Annotated in this window: 17 protein-coding genes and 1 pseudogene; 3 read left to right on the forward strand and 15 right to left on the reverse strand. The window is 44.2% G+C overall.

All coding sequences use genetic code 11. The features are described 5' to 3' along the window. The coding region (locus VB077_RS11600) for a helix-turn-helix domain-containing protein (protein WP_323415406.1) at window positions 1-591 on the reverse strand (591 nt) is incomplete at its 3' end. 355 nt (window positions 592-946) lie between these two features. Here VB077_RS11600 and VB077_RS11605 point away from each other — a divergent pair. Both VB077_RS11605 and VB077_RS11610 read left to right on the forward strand, forming a co-directional pair. Continuing rightward, window positions 947-2,239: pseudogene (locus VB077_RS11605) on the forward strand (ammonium transporter); the annotation flags it as partial. 69 nt (window positions 2,240-2,308) lie between these two features. Then, window positions 2,309-2,659: a P-II family nitrogen regulator gene (locus VB077_RS11610; protein ID WP_323415420.1), complete on the forward strand. Its 351-nt coding sequence runs from the start codon at window positions 2,309-2,311 to the stop codon at window positions 2,657-2,659. Window positions 2,660-2,733: 74 nt separating this feature from the next. Here VB077_RS11610 and VB077_RS11615 read toward each other — a convergent pair whose 3' ends face one another. From VB077_RS11615 to nrdR, 9 genes are all read right to left on the reverse strand, one after another. After that, window positions 2,734-3,915, reverse strand: coding sequence for a methyl-accepting chemotaxis protein (locus tag VB077_RS11615; RefSeq protein WP_323415407.1), 1,182 nt, complete (start codon window positions 3,913-3,915; stop codon window positions 2,734-2,736). A 104-nt stretch (window positions 3,916-4,019) separates the two neighbouring features. Beyond that, window positions 4,020-4,343 carry a YggT family protein gene (locus tag VB077_RS11620; protein ID WP_323415408.1) on the reverse strand — a complete coding sequence of 108 codons (324 nt, stop codon included), beginning with the start codon at window positions 4,341-4,343 and terminating at the stop codon, window positions 4,020-4,022. A 191-nt stretch (window positions 4,344-4,534) separates the two neighbouring features. After that, the gene (locus VB077_RS11625; RefSeq protein WP_323415409.1) at window positions 4,535-4,810 is read right to left on the reverse strand and encodes an SHOCT domain-containing protein; all 276 of its coding nucleotides are present in this window, start codon (window positions 4,808-4,810) and stop codon (window positions 4,535-4,537) included. Between the two features lie 52 nt (window positions 4,811-4,862). Beyond that, entirely contained in the window at window positions 4,863-5,669 is an 807-nt protein-coding gene (locus VB077_RS11630; protein WP_323415410.1) for a peptidase, read from the reverse strand. Between the two features lie 289 nt (window positions 5,670-5,958). Beyond that, on the reverse strand, window positions 5,959-7,332 hold the full coding sequence (locus VB077_RS11635) for a sensor histidine kinase (protein WP_323415411.1): 1,374 nt from the start codon (window positions 7,330-7,332) through the stop codon (window positions 5,959-5,961). Between the two features lies 1 nt (window position 7,333). Further along, the gene (locus VB077_RS11640; protein WP_323415412.1) at window positions 7,334-8,026 is read right to left on the reverse strand and encodes a response regulator transcription factor; all 693 of its coding nucleotides are present in this window, start codon (window positions 8,024-8,026) and stop codon (window positions 7,334-7,336) included. Window positions 8,027-8,251: 225 nt separating this feature from the next. Next, window positions 8,252-8,500, reverse strand: a complete 249-nt coding sequence (locus tag VB077_RS11645) for a hypothetical protein (RefSeq protein ID WP_323415413.1) — start codon at window positions 8,498-8,500, stop codon at window positions 8,252-8,254. 59 nt (window positions 8,501-8,559) lie between these two features. Beyond that, entirely contained in the window at window positions 8,560-11,049 is a 2,490-nt protein-coding gene (locus VB077_RS11650) for a vitamin B12-dependent ribonucleotide reductase (protein WP_323415414.1), read from the reverse strand. Window positions 11,050-11,130: 81 nt separating this feature from the next. Beyond that, window positions 11,131-11,592: a transcriptional regulator NrdR gene (gene nrdR / locus VB077_RS11655; protein ID WP_323415415.1), complete on the reverse strand. Its 462-nt coding sequence runs from the start codon at window positions 11,590-11,592 to the stop codon at window positions 11,131-11,133. Between the two features lie 264 nt (window positions 11,593-11,856). On the opposite strand from nrdR, the gene VB077_RS11660 reads away from it, so the two are divergent. Continuing rightward, window positions 11,857-11,994, forward strand: a complete 138-nt coding sequence (locus tag VB077_RS11660; protein ID WP_323415422.1) for a hypothetical protein — start codon at window positions 11,857-11,859, stop codon at window positions 11,992-11,994. A 155-nt stretch (window positions 11,995-12,149) separates the two neighbouring features. Here VB077_RS11660 and VB077_RS11665 read toward each other — a convergent pair whose 3' ends face one another. The 5 genes from VB077_RS11665 to dsrO form a co-directional block, all read right to left on the reverse strand. Beyond that, the gene (locus tag VB077_RS11665; RefSeq protein WP_416337056.1) at window positions 12,150-13,121 is read right to left on the reverse strand and encodes a LysR family transcriptional regulator; all 972 of its coding nucleotides are present in this window, start codon (window positions 13,119-13,121) and stop codon (window positions 12,150-12,152) included. Between the two features lie 141 nt (window positions 13,122-13,262). Next, window positions 13,263-14,729: a cobyrinate a,c-diamide synthase gene (locus tag VB077_RS11670; protein WP_323415417.1), complete on the reverse strand. Its 1,467-nt coding sequence runs from the start codon at window positions 14,727-14,729 to the stop codon at window positions 13,263-13,265. Window positions 14,730-14,783: 54 nt separating this feature from the next. After that, window positions 14,784-15,101, reverse strand: a complete 318-nt coding sequence (locus VB077_RS11675) for a TusE/DsrC/DsvC family sulfur relay protein (protein ID WP_323415418.1) — start codon at window positions 15,099-15,101, stop codon at window positions 14,784-14,786. A 111-nt stretch (window positions 15,102-15,212) separates the two neighbouring features. Continuing rightward, window positions 15,213-16,364: a sulfate reduction electron transfer complex DsrMKJOP subunit DsrP gene (gene dsrP, locus VB077_RS11680; protein WP_323415419.1), complete on the reverse strand. Its 1,152-nt coding sequence runs from the start codon at window positions 16,362-16,364 to the stop codon at window positions 15,213-15,215. Beyond that, window positions 16,357-17,160, reverse strand: a complete 804-nt coding sequence (gene dsrO, locus VB077_RS11685) for a sulfate reduction electron transfer complex DsrMKJOP subunit DsrO (protein ID WP_323415421.1) — start codon at window positions 17,158-17,160, stop codon at window positions 16,357-16,359. The genes dsrP and dsrO overlap by 8 nt, the downstream gene beginning before the upstream one ends. Between the last annotated feature and the right edge of the window lie 36 nt (window positions 17,161-17,196).

Here is a 17,196-nt window from a genome sequence, read left to right on the forward strand (position 1 = left end):
GTCAATCAGACGATAGAGGGTGCTTTGGCTAACCATGAGGGAATCCTTATGGTTGGCACAGATATGATTCAAGGATTGCCCCCTTTTGATGAGAGGGGAAATGATGGAGTCGAGGTGCTTAACTTCGTCTTCCGTAAGAGATATACCCTGTCTGGCTTCGGAAAGAACTGCTTGGTATTCGGTATGGGCTGGTGCAGCACGGTAGAAGCGTTTCTCCAAAGTGCACTTATTAAGCTTATCGCATCCGTTGCAGACATAGGGCGGTTTGGCATGTCGTGGGCAGAGTTGGAGCTCAAAATCCGGGCACATAGCATTGCATAATTTGCAGCGGCGACAAAAGCTAGGCCGGTGCGAATAATGACAGGGTGTGCAGAGCAGCCTATGATCGCAAGTATAGCGGTGGCGGCAGGCATTGTAGGCATTGCCTTGACACCCTATCCGTTTGAAGATGATATGGCGGCGAACCTCTTTGGAGATGGTGGTGCAATCTTTATCTAATTCCTTAGCGATTGCTTTAAAAGAGTAGGTCTTATCTAAAAGTGTAGAAATGGTCACCCGTTCATCAAAGGTTAAATGTTTTTGGTTAGCCATGTCAGTCCCTCTTTCTTTCTACCGGGACACAGCTCCCCCAATATAACCTATTTTTCTGAATAAATTCCACCCTTTTGTTTTTCCAAACTAAATTCCACTTTCCCAATTGAAGGGGTGGAACTTAGTTTGGAAATTAAGTTACACAGTAAAAAGGTGAAAATATGAATAATAAGTATTGACAATGTATATTTAGCGGTCATATAATAAGTCAAAAATAAACAGCAACGGCGCTGTAGGTTTAAACCTACAGCGCTTTTTTATACACAAAGGCGTGTATGCAAATCAGTAGCATACACGCCTATTTTTTTCACAAAGTTATCCATGAAACAAATAAATAAATAAAGGAGAGAATGATATGATTGATACCGGAGATACCAGTTTCGTCCTAATTTCTACAGCACTTGTGTTATTAATGACTCCCGGCCTGGCCCTTTTTTATGGCGGGATGGTCAGAAACAAAAATGTATTGAGTACGACGATGCATAGCTTTATTATCACAGCCTTAGCATCCGTTTTATGGGTACTCGTCGGTTATACTCTGGCTTTTGGGCCGGATCACGGCGGCATTATCGGAGGACTGAATTGGTTAGGCCTTAACGGAGTAGGAATAGATCCCAACCCTGACTATTCAGCTACAATTCCAGCTTTGTTGTTTATGGCCTTCCAGCTGATGTTCAGCATCATCACGCCGGCATTGATCAGTGGTTCGGTTGCTGAGCGCATGAGATTTCCCGCTTTCTTAGCCTTTATTACTTTATGGTTGTTAATCGTTTATTATCCTTTGGCTCATATGGTTTGGGGTGTCGGCGGATTCTTAAGGACTATGGGAGCTCTTGACTTTGCAGGAGGGACTGTCGTCCATATCAGTTCCGGTGTCACAGGTTTAGTCGCAGCACTTATATTGGGCAAGAGAAAAGGTCTTGGTGAAGAACCGATGCTCCCCCACAATCTTCCGATGACCGTCTTGGGAGCAGGCCTGCTCTGGTTCGGATGGTTTGGATTCAATGCCGGAAGTGCTCTGGGGGCCAATGGACTAGCCGCTTCAGCTTTAGTGACCACCAACACTTCCGCAGCTGCAGCAGCCTTATCCTGGATGGCAGTGGAATGGATCCACCGCAGTAAACCTACTGTCCTCGGCGCAGCCAGCGGTGCTGTTGCAGGATTAGTGTCCATCACTCCGGGAGCGGGTTTTGTTACTCCGATGTCTTCGCTTCTCATTGGTTTGGTTGGCGGTGCCCTTTGTTACTTTGCCGTAAGTGTAATGAAAGCAAAGCTGGGCTATGATGATTCCTTAGATGCCTTTGGCTGCCATGGTGTAGGCGGTATGTGGGGAGCACTGGCAACAGGATTGTTTGCTACCAAAACAGTGAATTCAGCCGGAGCAGACGGTCTGTTCTATGGGAATCCAGCCCAATTGGGAATTCAGGCTCTAAGTATTGCTATAACCATCGTTCTGGCCGTGATTGCAACAGCCGTTATTCTCAAAGTGGTTGGATTATTTACTAAAGTACGTGCTACTCCCGAAGAAGAAGAAATAGGCTTGGATTTATCAATGCACGGAGAAGAAGCCTATCCCGATACTCTCGGTCGGGGGCTGACCCTACGGCCGGCTTTCAGTACGCCTCTTGCCGGCGGAACTCCAAGCGTTACCCCGGTCACTGCGCTAACTGTTTCTGCACAGCCGGAAGTTGCGGTTGTTCCCTCAACGGATTTCAAATTGACCAAAGTCGTTCTGATTATCAAGCAAGAAAAATTTGAAGCCATAAAAGCAGCTTTGAGTGCTATCGGCATCACCGGCATGACCGTAACCCAAGTCCTTGGATTCGGGATGCAAAAAGGAGCACCTGAATATTACCGGGGAATGAAAGTCGATGCCAGTCTGCTGCCAAAGGTTAAAGTAGAAATAGTGGTTTCCAAGATTCCTGTAAGTACCGTTATTGAAACAGCCAAAAAGGTACTGCATACCGGTCACATCGGTGATGGCAAAATCTTCGTCTACAATATCGAAAATGTTGTCAAAGTACGCACAGGCGAGGAAGGCTACGATGCCTTACAGGATGAAGAATAATACGTATAAAAAAGAAGCCCCCAATTATCATCTGAAGACTCCTTCACTTCTATCCGTATTAACTTCTCATTATTTCACTCTGCAAGCTTATCATACTCTTCAAGCAGTTTCTGACTCGTTTCTCCGATTTCGTTGATCGCCATTTTTATATCCTGCATCGCAGCCGAATCGGATTGAGTAAACGCAGAGATTTGGGAAACAAAGTTCTCAATTTCTTTAAACTCCTCTGTAAGAAGCTCCATCAAGGGGACAATTTTTGCGCTGACATCCTTCATATTATAAATGAGAGATCCGATCTGTTCCACAGAACTCCTGCTTACATCCGCCAATCGCTTAATTTCCTGAGCGACAACAGTAAAACCTCGTCCCGCTTCACCCGCGCGTGCGGCCTCAATGGAAGCATTAAAGCCTAAGAGGTTCGTTTGGTTCGCAATCCGCTTAATGAGATTAATGGTTTGATCAATTTCCGAAGCCGCATTTGTCATCTCATTCGTGATCTCAATGGTTGACGCAACCTGTTGAGTTTGTTTATTGATCATTTTTATTGCTTCTTTAACGGAATCATCTGTTTGCTTCATGGATTCGGTAACATTCTCAGAGGTAGCCATAACCTCCTGCATACGGCTATTCAATAAAACGGAGACTTCTTGGCATTCTTTCGCCATTTTCCGATAACTAAATAACGTTATTTGCTCAATAATATCCATGATCCCCTGGGGTTTTATTGTTCTTTGAAAAGAAATAACTTGTTGCCCCGGCTTTAGTGCCTCACGGTATTTTGTATAAAGAACCTCATCCTTCCCAACGAAACCACCCATGCCAAGAATGACATCGTTTTCCTGAATAAGCTCCTTGACCTGATCTTCACTTAATTCATCAAAAGGAATCACGGTGTAATTAAGATGATTAAGTCCATAGGATTGAATATAACCTAGGATTTTATTGCCTTGGGCTGTGTTATTATTAAAAATCCCGACTGATTTCCCTTTGGGAATCTTTGCGACCTCTACATAAAGCTGCACTTCGGGTATAAGTTCCACCCCAAGAACCTTTTCACGCGGAACATACTGACTCGCTTGTTCGACACGTGTCGGAAGAACGATAAATAAATCCTCGGTAAGATTATTGGGTAATTTTCGTATATCATATTTATTGACCATCTCTACCTTATCTGAAAAGAAAAGCTCGGTTACCCTAAAAAGTTCATTGGCCACCGGAAGAGAGCTTCCGATTGTAGATATTCTCATAACACTCATTTAAAACTACCCCACCTTATGCGCTATTTCTATGTACTTGTTCTCCTTTTCTTTTATTCTGCATTATTTTACATTTCCCTCTTTATTGACTAAAATTCCGACATTTATGATAATTTCATAATCCCAATCAATTTGACAATTCCCCAGGCAATCACGGCATAGACAATCATCGCAATAATTGTGGTCGGCTCAAGAATCGCTTGAGCTTCAAGCCCTTTAGTCACCGCTGTCGGAAAGATTCCCGTAAAAGGGTATAGGAAAATTTGAGTGAGCGAATAAATGAAAGCGACAAACGGGCTTGCCGGATTAGCCCCTAAGAGTTTGAAAACTAATCGAAAGGCCAACAAGACTTCGAGCACACCCAAAACATAATAAACAATCCTTTGGGGTCTGTGTCTGACATCATTTCTTTCCTTTATCGGTTCCATTTTCACATGCCTCCTAAACTTCAAGCCTGGATCAGCATCCAGACTTGATCTGCATTATTTGACTTGATACTTAATGCATAGTTTAGCCGAATCTGACAAGTTAATTCATTAGGGCAATTAAATAAAAAGGCATACCCCTTTCTTAATGGGGTATGCCTTAAGATCATTGAGATCATTGAGATCATTGACAATCAATGCAACAAATTTTCTTTCCGGTGCGTATACTCTTCTAAATCAATCTCTCCCTTTGCAAATCGTTCACTCAGAATTTCTAAAGCTTTATTCGAGTTAGAATAACTACCCGAACCGTTGAAACCGTATCGTTTAACCAAACTCCAAACAATGGCTATTATGGCGATCCAAAAAACGAAGTGAAGGGCCATTCCGATCAAACCCATCCACCAATAACTCCCGGCTCCATTGTAACCCCAGCCATATCCATTCATCATATTACCCCAACCCATCATGTTTAAATACCCCCATTTCTCTAAAATCTAAAAGCAGATAACCAGGTTATAATTACTTTGTCTCAATTGTTTTGACAATGGGTCCATGCCAATTTTCAAACCATAATTGACCCGTATATCCGTTTACATCAAGCTCTGCGTAATCTTTATTATCTTTTAAAATCATAAATTCATAATAGCCGGGTGCCGCTTCCGGTTGTTCTACAGAATAACCGGATCCCATCTGTTGACTCACAAAATCTTGGGCTGCCTTGGCAGCCTGTTCGGCGGTAACCGTAAGAGTACCGGGAGCACCGTTGTTTCCCCAGTTCATATGACCATATTGGGTATTCCACATTGTATTAGGGCCCATTTCCGTGGAGATATAACCTCCATTTTTACCAATCAAAAACTCGAAAGCATTACTCCCGGTTTTGGAATTCTTAAGCTCAACTTCATAAGAGTCGTTATATTCATGAATTTCACTAATACTTAAATCTTGTTTTAACACTTGAACATATGCTTTGGCGATAGACAACACCTCATCATCTGAAGTGATTTGTCCATTAGCCAGATTTATTCCTAAACTTGCCGCATTATATCCACCACCCATCATGCCATAGCCTGTCCCCTTATTAAATCCGCCACAACCTCCGCCATAACCGCTATAATTCGAGCTTCGATTTGTATCAGTATAACCACTCATCATACCATAGCCATAGCCTGTTTGAGTAATGCTCCCTTGATTTTGAGCACTTCCGATACTTTTCGGGATTTGCCCCATCGCAGCAGGTACTCCGGAACCAAAGGCATACGCGGTTCCTAAAATGGCTAATATTCCTACAAGGGATAAACCTAGTACCCATTTAGTTTTTTTCATAATCCTATAACTCCTTCCGTTATTTAACTTATTTATTTAAAATTTTAATATTTAACATGATTCAAGTATAGCCAGTGCTGTTGAATAACTAATGAATAAGTTGTGAATTTCTTATGAATCCCCGGGGGGCGGGGGCATAAAGGAAACTTACTTCAGGTGGAGTTTTAACTCCATCTGAAGTTTAGTTGACTTATCCAGGGACTTAGTGGCGGTTAGTCATCGGATAAAATATCCCCGGAACGCTTGATAAAGCTGCTTCCAGGGATTTATTTCGGAAATATATTAATTTCTAATCCTTAGTCTTAGTTTTAGGTAATCTTACAGTAAATAAACTTCCTTTTCCTACAGTGCTCTCAACGGAGATGGTACCGTGATGAAGGAGAACGATTTGTTTGACTAGGGCAAGCCCGATTCCACTCCCCCCTGTCTCACGCGCTCTTGAACGATCCGTCCGATAAAATCGCTCAAAAATATTGGCTAAATCCGATTCTGGGATACCTATACCCGTGTCTTTTATTCTAATTTGGACTTCATCCAATAAATCGTCAACCTCAATCCGGATTTCGCCACCGGTCTCAGTGTATTTGTAGGCATTATGGATGAGGTTATAAAATAACCGCGTTAGAAGTCGTTCATCCCCACTTATAGCTATGTCTTGTACCTTATGAATGAAGTCCACTTTTAAGTCTTTATCTTGGAATAGGGCATAAAGGCTTCGAATGACATTACCGACAAGACTTACTATATTAATAGGTTGGGGTGAAATTCTTATTTCTCCAATTTCAGCAGTATTTAAGTCCTTTAGATCGCTTGCTAACCCAACCATTCTGGAAATTTCGGAATTAATAATGGCTAAGTTATCAGGGCTCGGAGGCAAAACGCCATCCTCAAACGCTTCGATAAAACTTCGTATAGAGGTCAATGGGGTTCGAAGTTCGTGGGCAATATCGATGGAAAATTGCTTGCGTAGATATTCCTGGTGTTTTAAACGATCTGCCATGGCATTAAAAGCATTGGCAAGCCGACCGATTTCATCTTTAGAGTTAACGGGAACACGCTCATCGAATTGTCCCGAGCCGATTCGGTTCGCAGCCTCTGTTAAAGATTGAAGGGGTGCAACTAACCTTCGACTCATCCAATAGCTCATTAACATCCCGATCATTAAAGCAAGCACTCCGGCAAATATTAGGGAGTGAAAAATAGCTGCGGAAAACTTTTCGTCTTGGGGATTCAATATCCTTGCAACTTCGGGATAACGAATTTGGGCTGTAGCAATGGTCTGATCTGCTCCAACAATCGGAAGCTCTTTGGTTTTCCATTCCTTAACCGAGTAATCCAACCCCATCATATTCATCATGCCGCCATGCATAGCGTTCATAGGGTTTTCCAAATTCATGATGACATTTCCTTGGAGATCCGTAAGGGTAATATAGACATCCACGGGGAGGTCATTATTTAACTGCTCCAGAGCAACGATATCCCAAGAATCATTTCTCAGATAAATCGCACTAATTCTTGAAGGAAGTTGGTTGATTATTGTTTCATTCGATTGCGTAATGTAGTTTGCGAATTGTTGCTTAAAGACAAAGTTGACGGAAACTATGCTTAAAATAAGCGTAAATAAAATAATGGATAGGGTTGTTAAAAAGAGTTTCTTTCTCATGTTAAGTCTCCGCTTCTTGATTGAACTTATAGCCAACTCCATATACAGTTACAACGATTTTGGGGTCACTTGAATTTCTTTCTATCTTCTGTCGGATTTTCTTGATATGGGCATCAATAACCCGATCATCGCCGCTAAAATCATAACCTTGGACAAGGTTCACCAATTGGGATCGAGAATAAACTCTTCCCGGATTTCTGGCCATCGCCCCAAGAATTTTAAATTCCGTTGCAGTCAAAGGAACCCCTTCGTTATTTATACGAACTTCATGCCTCGTATTATCGATTGTAAGCCCGTTATCATACGTTATTACGTCAGCTAGCGATGCGACCTCCGAACCGGCTCGGCGTAGTACAGCCTTAATTCGTGCCACGACTTCGCGAGGACTGAAAGGTTTAGATATATAATCGTCCGCTCCTAAAGTGAACCCCTCAAGTCGCTCATCTTCATCAACTTTCGCTGTAAGCATAATGATGGGTACAGCCGAACGTTTACGGATTTCTTTGCAGATTTCCTCGCCTGATAAACCGGGAAGCATGAGGTCGAGAACAATCAGATCGTAGGAGTTCTGTTTGAATAACTCTAAAGCAACAACACCGTTGTGAGCTGTTGTTACGGTATAGCCTTCTTTTTGAAGATACTCTTTGAGAACCATGACAATATGCTTTTCATCGTCCACAAGCAAAATACGCATTTATTTCATCTCCTATATCACACTGTAACTCTACTCTAAAAAATATTAGACCAAAATACAAGCGAAGAAGCAAGGTTTATGGGAAATATCCCAAACTCAAGCAGCCTTAGTCCGATACAAATTCGAACTAAGGCTGCTTAAGCTATTTTTTTCTTTCTATTCCATAGAAAGTTTAACTATATAATTATCAGGCTTTACGGGCCATCATGGTAAATAGAATCATTTTTACTCTGCATCAATTTCTTGAAGCAACCTCGTTGACTTCAAGAGAACATCCTTTAATGTTTCTTCCGAAGAAACTGCGTTAAGGCTTACCGGTGTGGTTATGATTTCTGTCCGATATTGCCGAGCCGACTCCAATAGCTGGTTCAACTCATTAGCATAGCTTTCAACCCGATAATATCTTTTTTGTTCATAATCCTCACGGCAAAGACGATTCAACACTTCGACATCATTATAGACATGTCCTAACATAACGAACCTCCTCCATCCCCATCCATAAGTTAGTGACAAACTTTATTTAAAAAATTAACTTACGAGCATTTTGAGTAACCGCAATTTGTACATACGACACAGCCGCTTTCATGGATAATCGTTGTCCCGCATTCGGGGCAGGCATTATCTACAGCGACTCCGGCACGCGCTTTTTTCGTTAAATCCGTTACAGGTTCACCTATACCTTCTTTTTTCTTCGGTTGGACCGAACTGGGGCTTTGAAGCTGTGTTAGGACCTGATTTGATCCTTTATCAGCACCATTTGCATTTGCGCCGACATCCACGTATTTGCGGATTACCCGAGAGATGGCATCCGGGCAGGACATGACATTAACCCCTTCACGGCGTATACAAGCCGGACAGCGAATTCCCTTAATCTGCTCGACAATCGCATCCACGGACAGACCTGACCTGAGGGCAATCGATATGAGGCGGGCTGTAGCTTCGGATTGAGATGAACAGCCACCGGCACGGCCGGTATTTGTAAAGATCTCACAGATTCCCTTTTCATCGGCATTAACACTGACATAAAGATTACCGCACCCGATCTTAATCTTTTCCGTAACTCCCATCGTAATGGATGGACGCGGACGAGGAATAACCGTGTTGGCCTCCGGAATAAACGGACTTTTAGGAGCGACAACTTCCACAGGTGCATTCATCGAAGCCGGAGCTGAAGAAGCCGAAGCAGCCGAAGACGCTGAAGCTGAAGCCGCTGCCACAGCTTGTCCATCAGACTCTTTTGGAGATTCGTTCTTGGGGGCAGCTGAATCTTGAGAATTACTGGTTCCCGCTGAAAGAACCTGTTCTTCGCGGCTGCCGTCACGATAAACCGTTAAACCTTTGCAATTCAGTTCATAGGCAAGTTCATAGGCCTTGGCAATATCTTCACGCGTTGCGGAATTTGCGAAATTAATTGTTTTTGAGACAGCGTTATCGGTATACTTTTGGAAAGCAGCCTGAATGCGGATATGCCATTCCGGGTCTATCTCCTGGGCCGTCACAAATACTTCCTGTACCCAATTCGGGACTTCTGAAAAGCCTAAAACCGTTCCCTTTTCAGCAATTTTCTTCATCAGCTCAGGCGAATCAAAGCCATATTCCTTGGCATATTTCTCAAAAATCGGATTTACTTCGATGAAAGGAATTCCATCCATTACTGTTTTCGTATAAGCAACCGCAAAAAGAGGTTCTACCCCACTTGAGGCACCGCAAATCATGGATATTGTGCCTGTCGGGGCGATCGTCGTAAGCGTTGCATTCCGAATTGTTCGAACCCCGTCATAAATTGACCCTTCATAGTTCGGGAAATTTCCCCGCTCTTCAGCTAACCGTTGTGATTCCAGACGAGCCTCCGTCTGAATAAAGTTCATGACTTTTTCAGCGTATTCCACTGCATCCTCGGAAGCATAAGACGTCTGGAGCAATATCATCATATCCGCAAAACCCATAACTCCCAGGCCCACTTTTCGGTTGCCTTTCACCATTTCCTCGATCATTTGCAGCGGATAGGTATTCGCGTCAATAACATTATCCAAAAAGTGAATCGCTTGGCGCGTTACATAACTCAAGCGTTCCCAATTGACAACAGCTTTCCCATTCTTCTCAGTCACCATCTGTTTAAGGTTAATCGAACCGAGATTACAGGCTTCATTCGGAAGCAACGGCTGCTCACCGCATGGATTAGTTGCCTCTATCTCTCCAAGCTGCGGCGTGGGATTATCACGATTCAGCCGATCAAGAAATACTATACCCGGTTCACCGTTTCGCCAAGCATGATCCACGATCGTATTAAAGACCTCTACAGCGGAAAGCCGGCTAACAACCTCATGAGTATGAGGATCAATTAAATCATAATCCCGCTTTTCCTTAACGGCTTTCATAAACTCTTCCGTTATTCCCACCGAAATATTAAAATTCGTAATTTCCTTGCTATCTTCTTTACATGATATAAACTCTAAAATATCGGGGTGATCCACACGCAGAATACCCATATTGGCTCCGCGTCGGGTTCCACCCTGTTTTACTGCTTCAGTCGCCGCATTGAATACCTTCATAAAGGATACCGGTCCTGAGGCCACACCGCCGGTCGAACGCACCGTACTGTTTTTGGAACGCAGACGTGAAAAACTAAAGCCTGTCCCTCCGCCGGATTTATGAATAATTGCGGCAAACTTGATGGCGTCAAAAATCTTCTCCATGCTATCATCGACGGGAAGAACAAAACATGCGCTCAATTGCCCAAGGTCACGGCCTGCATTCATCAGCGTTGGGGAGTTTGGCATAAACTCCATATCAGCCATCATCGAATAAAATTCTTTGGCTAAATCCTTGACTTCTTTTTTGCCTTTCCCGTAACGCTCTTCCACCCCGGCTATGACATGCGCAACCCGAAAAAACATATCCTCCGGAGTCTCAGTAACCTTCCCATTCTCCTGTTTAAGATAGCGCTTCTCCAGGATAACCCTGGCATTTGGTGATAGTTTAGCCTTAGGCCAGTTCTTCGGAGCAGATTCTTGAAAACTCAACACGATCCCCCAACTTTCTTCTCTAATCTATAGTTTTTCACTATTTTATTTTGAAACAATGACCAGGTTTTGGGAATAGGTCTATTGTCCCCTTTTTTTGCCCAATTCATTAAGCTCTTGTAAAAAGCGTTGTATATCATTAAATTCACGATAGACCGATGCAAATCTTATGTAGGCAACCTCATCCAATTCAAGCAGCGCTTTCATCACCGCCTCCCCAATTTCCGTACTCTGCACCTCGCGTTCATGGCTATTCCGCAGCGTCTTTTCAATGGAATAAGCAAGCTCTTCAATCTGTTCGGTTGAAATCGGGCGTTTTTCACAGGCGCGGGAAATTCCCGCCACTATTTTTGGACGCGAAAACTCTACCCGTCGTCCATCTTTCTTGACCACGATCAAGGGTTTGTCCTCATACTTTTCAAAGGTGGTAAAGCGCTGAGAACAACGGTCACATCCCCTTCTTCTTCGGATCGCTGTACCTTCCTCGACCGGGCGAGATTCCAGAACTTTAGTATCCTCATTTCCGCAAAAAGGACATCGCACAATTGCACCCCCCCACATTTAGTGTCTTGATCATTTTAGCAACGCTATATATGGATGTCAAACACGTTCATTTCATAATTTAAGGCTTTGCTCTTCTTTTATGTTCTTCTGAATCCTTCATGCTCGTCCATTCAAAGTTATCCAAAATTAGGGTATAACACGAAATAACATAATCCCATACATTGAAAACCTTCCTTTGCGGAAAAATAACTCAGGTCAACAAAACGTTCAAAACGTCTACCGCAGAAAGGAAGGTTTTTATTGATGGACAAAAAATTTCCCGATAAACCTGAAAACCCCAAAACCAAGCCTGTCTTTCACAAACCTGATAAAGTTCCCAGCATGGACTCCCGTGATGGTCACGGCCTTTCGAAGGACCAAGTCCTTCAGGGTAAGGATTAATTCCGGAGTTATCCAGAGTTTATCCCCATCTTCCACAGACTTATCCACAAAAATCACAGGAATATCCTGTGATTTTTATACTTATACTCATCTTTTACACAAGTTATCCACCGCGTAATTAAGACGATTCCTCTATTTATTTTTTTACCTATTTTTTACCGTTCTCTGCGATCCTCTTCGTCTGAGCATTGCATTTCCATTGCACAATAATCCTCATTGATTAAGGATAAAAGGAGTTCCCTGTCATGCAATAGGTTAATAAAATAGCGTTCATCCTTCGTTTGCGATGAATGGGCAAGCGTAATGATGCTTAGATTCCGATATACCGGAGAGTCTTGGATTTTTAGGGTCCTGAAAAGGCTATGATCACATTTACGCTGTAAGGTTAAGGCCGATATCATGGTAATTCCCAAACCCGCAGCTACGACTTGTTTAATGGCCTGTGTGCTGCCAAGTTCCATGGTAATATTGAGTTTAGAGGGATCAAGGCCCCTTTCTTCTAACGCGATCTCCATAACTTTGCGTGTTCCCGATCCTTCCTCACGCGTCACTAACCGTTCCTCGGTTAACTCTGCCAATGTAACACTATTGCGGGAAGCCCAAGGGTGAAAATAGGGTACAACGACAACCAGCTCATCCTGCAGGAAGGTTTCAGCGATAAGTTCCTTCTGCTTAGGCACCGGACCTTCGATCAAACCTATATGAAGTTTTCTCTCCAACACACCTTGTTCAATGGACTCTGTATTGGCAATATTCGCTTTGATATCCAGATCCGGTCTCTCTTTATAGAGATAAGGTAAAATATTAGGCAATATGTATTCGCCGATGGTTAAGGTAGCCCCTAAATTGATTACACTTCTCGCATCTTCAACAAGTTCACTGACCTCTTGTTGGGCATTGTTCAAAATGTTTAGTACTTCGCGAACTTTGTCATAAAATATCTCTCCGGCCTTTGTGAGACTTACCCCTTTATTTGTCCTGTCAAAAAAGCGCGCCCCATATTGGTTCTCCAAGTTCTGAATTTGAAGACTGATACTGGATTGGCTCATATGGAGTCTCTTGGCGGCGAGTGTAAAATTCCTCGTCTCGGCAACCTCTTTGTAAACTAGAAACTGTTGTTCGAACAAAAATGCCATCCTCCTTCAATTATAGATTAAACTACATTTTCGGAGACATAGTTAGAATCTTTATTATTATACCACAAAAAAAGCCTTTCTATCGAAAGGCCTTTTCTGTAGTATCTTCATTATTCACCTATTATTTAACCATTATTTAACGGCAACTGTTTTACGTTTCTCCCGACATTGCCCGCGATATTGACAAGCCAGCTTAATCATTTGCTCAGCCCAGCTTGGGGAACCAATCGCATGGATATGGTTATACGCAGCCAGCACATTTTTATAGCATATACCATCATACTCTTCATTGATCCCATGACCGCGTTCTACTTTAAACCCGAAATTCACTTGAGCTACATCCAAGTTAATCACATGGGAATTATGAAACTCATGTCCTCGTACTCGCTCTTGTGTAAACCAACGGTTATTCTCCATAACTTTCATAATCGTATACCCATGTCCTTGGGGCTTCTTCGTCATTTGGGTATCCAGCGGAAGCAAGCCTACCATCTCCTGTTTCTTCCCATCCGCAATAATCGAACGGCCAAGATACATTAAACCCCCGCATTCAGCATAAATCGGCAAGCCATTTTCTCCGGCCTGACGAATCTCTTCACGGAGTGTGGCATTTTCCGTCAATTGCTCTGCAAAGACTTCCGGAAAGCCCCCGCCAATATAGAGCGCATCAAGCTCCTCCGGTAAATGCTCCGTCGTCAGTGCACTGAAAGGCACTATATCTGCTCCCTTAGACTCTAGGGCTTCCAAGTTCTCCGGATAGTAAAAACTAAATGCCGAATCACGAATTATCCCAATCCGAGGGGACTGCGACCCTTTGCCCATAGGATTATGCCCAGATGAGGTTACACCTTCGATTTTGGGTACATAATTTAGCGAAGGTGCAGCTTGGGCTAAAGTTATGATTTTAGATAAGTCTACATTTTCACATATAATATCTGCCAAATGTTCAAAGAAGTTTTCTGTTTCTTCCATTTCGCTTTTTGTCACGAGACCTAAGTGACGATCCGGAATCGTAATCAAAGCATCTTTAGGAATCGCACCGACAACAGGAATATGGCAATATTTTTCGATCGATTCCCGTGCTATTCTCTCATGACGTGACCTTGCAACCTTATTTAATATCACACCGGTAATGTTAATCTCTGGATCTAAGTGTTGACAGCCCATGACAATGGCTGCTGTCGTCCGTGTAATCCGTGTTGAGTCGAGTACGAGGAGCACCGGGGATGAAGAAGTTTTGGCGAGCTCAGCCGTCGAAGAACTTCCTTCGAGATCTAAACCATCGTAGAGTCCCATAGCTCCCTCAATAATGCTGAACTGACTACCCGCCGAATGAAGGGCAATCGAACGACAAATCTCTTCTTTGGTCATCAAGAACGGATCTAAATTACGGGCTATTCTCCCCGCAGCTGCGGAGTGCCAGCTGGGGTCGATATAGTCCGGCCCTTTCTTATAGGGTTGAACCTGATAGCCCTTACGGGTTAAGGCCCTTAAAATCCCCAATGTTGCCGTAGTTTTTCCGGATCGCCCCTGGGGGGCCCCGATGACCAAGCGCGGAATGTCGAGACAATTTGGTTTTTGGGCTGTATATACTGACATTGTTTTCCACAACCTTTCTTATCGGAGCCTCATCGGACGATTACTATGCGTTAATCAGACGCAACCGGTTGGTTTAGGAAGTCCGGCAATTTTGCAAGCACCCTTCCCAGGGCCTGTGGGGAATAAATCATAGATTGTTTTTTGGGTATAGCCCGTATCCTTGAGCATTTTACGAACCATCGGGGCCACTCCGAATTGATCATAGTAATCACGGAGATAGTTGATCAGTTTCCAGTGTTCCTCCGTCAGTTCCTCTACTTCCTCATTGGGGGCTAAGGCTTTAGCTACATCTTCGTTCCAAGTGGATGCATCTTCAAGAAAGCCATCTTCGTCTAATTCATAGGTTACGCCATTCACCACTAGATCTGCCATTTGAATCATTTCCTCCTTTGATTTATCTTGAATTTTAGTTTTTGAAACCGCTTATTTAAGGCATGCTTTTTTGGGGGGCAACACCTCCTTAAATGGATATCAACAAATCATCTAGACTTGTTTTCTCACGGCAATCACAATCTTATAGAAAATCGTAATCAATAAAGCCCCGACGGCGTAGACTCCCAAGGTGATCATAATCTCTGTCCCGGTCGCAATATACTCGGTGACATGACCCAGGGGATTGGGAACAAATCCGCCGAGCACTAAGCCCAGTCCTTTATCAATCCAGCAGGCCAGGAAAACCGAAACTAACGCAAACGGTAAGATCTTTTCGTTCCTGCGGGTCTTGGGAACCACCAAGAGCGCAATGGAGACAAAGGCTAAGATGGTCGCAACCCACATAAAGGGCACGAGATTGTTATGGCCGTCTAAACCGGCGAACAAATAGATCAAAGGCTCTTTCGCTTCCGGGATACTGCTATAGAACGCGGTAAAGACCTCCAGCAGATAGAAGAAGACATTGGTGATCATTGCATAGGTCACAATCTTTGCCAGCGATTGAATCGCTTCTTTATCCGGGCCAAATGTCCCGACCTTGCGGACGAACAAACAGAGCAAAATAAGAAGGGCGGGTCCGGCGGCAAACGCGGAAGAGAGGAAGCGGGCGGCCATGATGGCGGTTAACCATAAGTGTCGGCCCGGCAGACCGGCATAAAGAAAGGCGGTGACGGTATGGATGCTGATCGCCCAAGGGATGGAGAGGTAGATGATCGGCTTCACCCAAGCCGGAGGCGCAAACCCCTTGTTTTCGGCGCCGAGCGTCGTCCAACCGATCACGAAGTTAATGATCAAATAGCCGAATAAGACACACATATCCCAAAACATCATGGAATGGGGGGTCGGATGCAAAATGACATTCATGACCCGGGTCGGCTGCCCCATATCTACGACGATAAAGAGCATGGCCATGATCACGGCGGACACTGCAATGAATTCCCCGAGAATCACGATTTTGCCAAACTTCTTGTAGTTATGAAGATAATAGGGGATCGCGACCATGACGGCGGAGGCCGCCACGCCGACTAAAAAGGTAAACTGGGAAATATAGAGACCCCAGGAGACATCGCGGCTCATTCCGGTGACTCCGAGTCCCAGACGCCACTGTTTGGCGTAGGAAAGAACCGCTATGAAAATTACGACGAGAAGGGCGGCAATCCAGAGCCCGTATTTTTTACTCCCGTTCAGGGCTTTCTCAAGCATGCTCTTCACCCCCGATCAGGTAAAAGATACTGGGTTCGGTCCCCAAATTCGGTTTGCGGCGAATGGTGTAATGGGTATTGAGGATCTTGCGGACTTCCGAATTCGGATCGTCCAAATCCCCGAAGACCATGGCTCCTTTCGAGGCTTCGACACAGGCGGGCTTTAACCCCTGATCAATGCGGTCCATACAGAAATTGCATTTCTCCACGACCCCTTGGGTTCGGGTCGGATATTCCGGGTTAATCTCTTTTAAGGCGGTTCGCGGATCGATGAAATTAAAGCTGCGGGCGCCGAAGGGACAGGCGGCCATGCAGAACCGGCAGCCGATACACCGGTGAAAGTCCATGCCGACGATTCCATCGGGGCGTTTAAACGTAGCTTGGGTCGGACACGCTCGCACACACGGCGGATTATCACAATGATTGCAAAGGGTCAGGAAGGGCAGCTTCTTTGTCTCTTCATCCAGATAGGGGTTTTCGGTCCCCACAAAGACGTGTTCATAACTGTCGCTCCAGATCCACTTGATCTCGTGCTTCGGATCTTCAATCTGGGGGACGTTATGGAGCTTATGGCAGGCGTCAATGACGCGTTGGTAATCTTCGGGGGTCTTGAACTTTTTCATATCAATGACCATGGCCCAACGGGACGCTTTGGCTTTTGGATTTTGCGAAGCAAACTCCGAGGCCTCGGCGGGTTTAGCTGCCTTTAAGCCATTGAAGCCCAATGTGGCGCCCCCTACGCCCAAGGCAGTGATCACTCCTGCTTTTTTCAGAAAATCTCTGCGATTGATGCTCATTTTATCGCCTCCCTTGGGTCGGAATGGCAGTTCCAA

Origin of the sequence: Desulfitobacterium sp. (assembly GCF_034927245.1) — a bacterium.
Taxonomy (GTDB): Bacteria; Bacillota; Desulfitobacteriia; order Desulfitobacteriales; family Desulfitobacteriaceae; genus Desulfitobacterium_A.